Raw genomic sequence first — 3348 nt, 5'->3', positions numbered from 1 at the left:
GCAATGGATGGTTCCCCGCCAGGACGCTCCCGGCTGGCTCGGTATGGACTACGTTAAGCGCAACGGAAAAGCCATCCTGAACGTCGAGGCCATTCGCAGCAATATGGATCAGCCGCGGCTTTTCGGGACGTATGATTGTGTGAAGGTTAAGTAATTTACGGTTGATGGGATATCATTTCTCATTCCCGTCTATGTGAACTGTGACATCCTTCATTTCAAGGATTTTGAAAAGCTCCTTTTCGTTCAATCCTTTTGCATCGATTAATGAGTCACCCTTACGGAATGTGACAGACTTCCCATTACGCGCACGAATCCAGGCAATAATAATTGCCGCAACTGAATAGCAAACATCTTTATTTTGAATAAATTCAAATATGTAACCTACAATATTATCTCCGCTACTTCCCGTTGCGGAGTCAAAAGCCATAGCCCTAACCCCCATCTTCCTTGATTCCGGGGGGATTATTTTTTCGATATATGGCTTCATCTCAATACCAGCAGACTTTGAGAGGCGTACTGTGAAAACTGAATTAGTCATAACTTTTGGTGGCTCCATCCGTAAGCGCGCTAAGGCCATATGGTCACTTTCAGGCACTGTACTCGCTTTAGTTTTTTATCGACATGCAACAATAACTTTTGAAGATGTAGATCTATCGAATATGGTCAAGAAGGTTTATCACTAAAACGAAAATTTATTAACCCTGATATTTGATCAGTAACCCGCTTAACTGCGGGTTTTTTATGCCTGGAGAAAATATGCCGGTATCCCCTCAATCGCTGGCTGGTGGTGAGCAACAGACGTCGAAATCACTGTCAGACAGCATTTTTTCAATGCTTCGCGTATCTATGCCTGGCGTTATCCAGTCATTCGATCCTGACGCCTGTACCTGCATTGTTCAGCCTGCGCTGAACGGTCAGGCAGCTGACGACCTGGGTAATCTGAAATCGGTTAATCTTCCGTTACTGACGGACGTTCCGGTCATATTCCCTCGCGGTGGCGGCTGTACCATTACTTTTCCGGTCAAGGCTGGTGATGAGTGCCTGCTTGTTTTCAGTGACCGCTGCATCGATTTCTGGTGGCAGAACGGCGGTGTTCAGGAGCCTGTCGATCCACGTCAGCATGATTTGTCAGATGCCTTTGCGCTGGTTGGCCCTCAATCGCAGGCGAAGAAAATTAGCAACATCAGCACGACCACACTACAGATGCGCACCGATGACGGGGCGGCATATATTGAGATAGATCCAAACAGCCATGCGATTAATTTTGTGGCGCCCGGAGGTGTTAACGTGACCACGCCGCTGGCCAATTTCAGTCAGGCTGTGACAGTTAACGGCTTACTGACATGGGTATCAGGAATGGTGGGAAGCATCAGCGGCGGCGTGGCTGCAAAAATTACGGGCGCAATAGAGTTTATTGGTTCGCTGAAGTCGAACGGAAAAGACATCAGCGACCAGCACACGCATGGACAGGTTCAATCTGGTAACGACAATTCGGGAACGGTGAACTGATGCGATACAGACGAGAGGACGCAAACGGGGATTACACTTTCGGTCAGGGTGATGACACCTGGCTGATTAACTCCCCTGAGACTGTGGCGCAGGCAGTTAAAACACGATTCCTGCTCTGGTACGGGCAGTGGTTCCTGGATACTACCGAGGGAACGCCGTGGATGCAATCTGTGCTGGGTAAGCAAAAGCCGGAGGTGTATAACCTGGCGATCCGCCAGCGAATCCTTGATACGCAGGGTGTTAAATCAATTCTTGCCTTCGGTACAACAGTGAATACTTCTTCCCGCCGCGTTATTTTCACGGCGACAATCGACACCATATACGGAACGGCTACCATTACCAGCGAGGCATAAATGGCTCTCAATCTCGACACGCTGGGGTTATCGGCAACGGTAACAGCTCAGGGGATCAGCGCGCCTGATTACCAGACTATCCTCAGCACCATAATCGGCTACTTTCAGCAGATTTACGGCACCGATGCTTATCTGGAGCCAGACAGCAAAGACGGCCAGATGGTCGCGCTGGTAGCGCTGGCGGTGCATGATGCAAACAATACCGCAATCGAGGTTTACAACAGCTTTTCGCCTTCCACCGCCATGAGCTATGCGCTCAGCCGTAACGTAAAAATAAACGGCATTGCGCGCAAAGCCGCTACAAGTTCAACTGTCGATCTGACGTTGACCGGAACAGCCGGCACAACCGTTATTAATGGATCAGTGAGGGATGCCAACGGGGTTATCTGGAACCTTCCGGACAGCGTAAGCATCGGTGTTGATGGCACAATAGTAGCCACGGCCACTTGTTCACGTTCCGGCGCGGTGGCAGCACTGGCAGGAACAGTCAGTCAGATAAATACACCCACGCGTGGCTGGACGTCGGTAACTAACGCCACGGCGGCAACGGTTGGTAGCGCCGCTGAAACAGATGCAGAGTTACGCATCAGGCAGGCGCAGAGCGTAGCGCTGCCGTCGGTCACCCCCTTTGAGGCACTGGATGGCGCAATAGCAAATGTAGAGGGCGTGACGCGTCATAAGCTCTATGAAAATGACACAGGAAGCCCGGACGCAAACGGCCTGCCTGCGCATTCTGTTGCAGCCATTGTCGATGGCGGTGATGTTGCCAGCATTGCGCAGACGATTATCCGTAAGAAAGGCCAGGGCGTTTCAACGTTTGGCAGTACATCAGTTGTTGTTTCTGATTACTGGGGAAACCCCCATACGATTTATTTTTCCCGATCATCACCTGTGCCGGTATACGTTGCAATTGAACTGAAAGTTTTTACCGGATACACAACGCAAATCGGCAATGACATCAAGGCGGCAATAGCGGGCTATATAAACTCGCTTTTGATTGGCGATAACGTTCTTCTTTCCCGCGTATATTCCCCTGCGAACCTCGGCGTGATGAGCGGCGGCGAGAGCCGCTATTACGATATTAACAGCCTTCAGATCGGGCGCTCAGCGGGCAGCGTGGCAGCCGCAAACATCGTTACCAATTATAACGAGGCGGTTACCTGCTCAGTGGACAACATCGATATTACGGTGACGTCATGAGCAAATACACCGATTTGATAACAAACTATCACGCCGGAAAGCCAAAATTCGTTGCGCATGTTGACCTGTCAACGCGGGCGCTTACTGATACGTCAGAAACATTAAATGCGTTGCTCGCTGCTTTTGATATTGATACTGCAGTCGGCACGCAATTGGACATACTCGGAGAGTGGATAGGGCGATCGCGTATTGTCAGTCAGCCGATATCCGGCATTTACTTTTCTTTCGATACTGACGGACTCGGATGGGATCAGGGCGTCTGGCAAGGGCCATACGACCCGGATAA

At 50.4% G+C, this 3348-nt stretch carries 5 protein-coding genes; 4 read left to right on the top strand and 1 reads right to left on the bottom strand.

The genetic code is table 11. The features are described from left to right. Positions 1-172 precede the first annotated feature (172 nt). The gene (locus tag BTJ39_RS22220; RefSeq protein ID WP_139356398.1) at positions 173-538 is read right to left on the bottom strand and encodes a hypothetical protein; all 366 of its coding nucleotides are present in this window, start codon (positions 536-538) and stop codon (positions 173-175) included. A 218-nt stretch (positions 539-756) separates the two neighbouring features. On the opposite strand from BTJ39_RS22220, the gene BTJ39_RS22215 reads away from it, so the two are divergent. The 4 genes from BTJ39_RS22215 to BTJ39_RS22200 form a co-directional block, all read left to right on the top strand. Further along, the gene (locus tag BTJ39_RS22215) at positions 757-1509 is read left to right on the top strand and encodes a Gp138 family membrane-puncturing spike protein (RefSeq protein ID WP_078004868.1); all 753 of its coding nucleotides are present in this window, start codon (positions 757-759) and stop codon (positions 1507-1509) included. Then, positions 1509-1862 carry a contractile injection system sheath initiator gene (locus BTJ39_RS22210; protein ID WP_078004867.1) on the top strand — a complete coding sequence of 118 codons (354 nt, stop codon included), beginning with the start codon at positions 1509-1511 and terminating at the stop codon, positions 1860-1862. The genes BTJ39_RS22215 and BTJ39_RS22210 overlap by 1 nt, the downstream gene beginning before the upstream one ends. Then, positions 1863-3062 carry a baseplate J/gp47 family protein gene (locus BTJ39_RS22205; protein WP_078004866.1) on the top strand — a complete coding sequence of 400 codons (1200 nt, stop codon included), beginning with the start codon at positions 1863-1865 and terminating at the stop codon, positions 3060-3062. Continuing rightward, the coding region (locus BTJ39_RS22200) for a baseplate wedge 1 family protein (RefSeq protein WP_139356397.1) at positions 3059-3348 on the top strand (290 nt) is incomplete at its 3' end. The genes BTJ39_RS22205 and BTJ39_RS22200, both read left to right, overlap by 4 nt.

Origin of the sequence: Izhakiella australiensis, from assembly GCF_002006995.1 — a bacterium.
In the GTDB taxonomy this organism is placed as follows: Bacteria; Pseudomonadota; Gammaproteobacteria; order Enterobacterales; family Enterobacteriaceae; genus Izhakiella; species Izhakiella australiensis.
The sequence above is the reverse complement of the archived record's forward strand: the minus strand, read 5'-3'. Positions and strand labels throughout refer to the sequence as shown.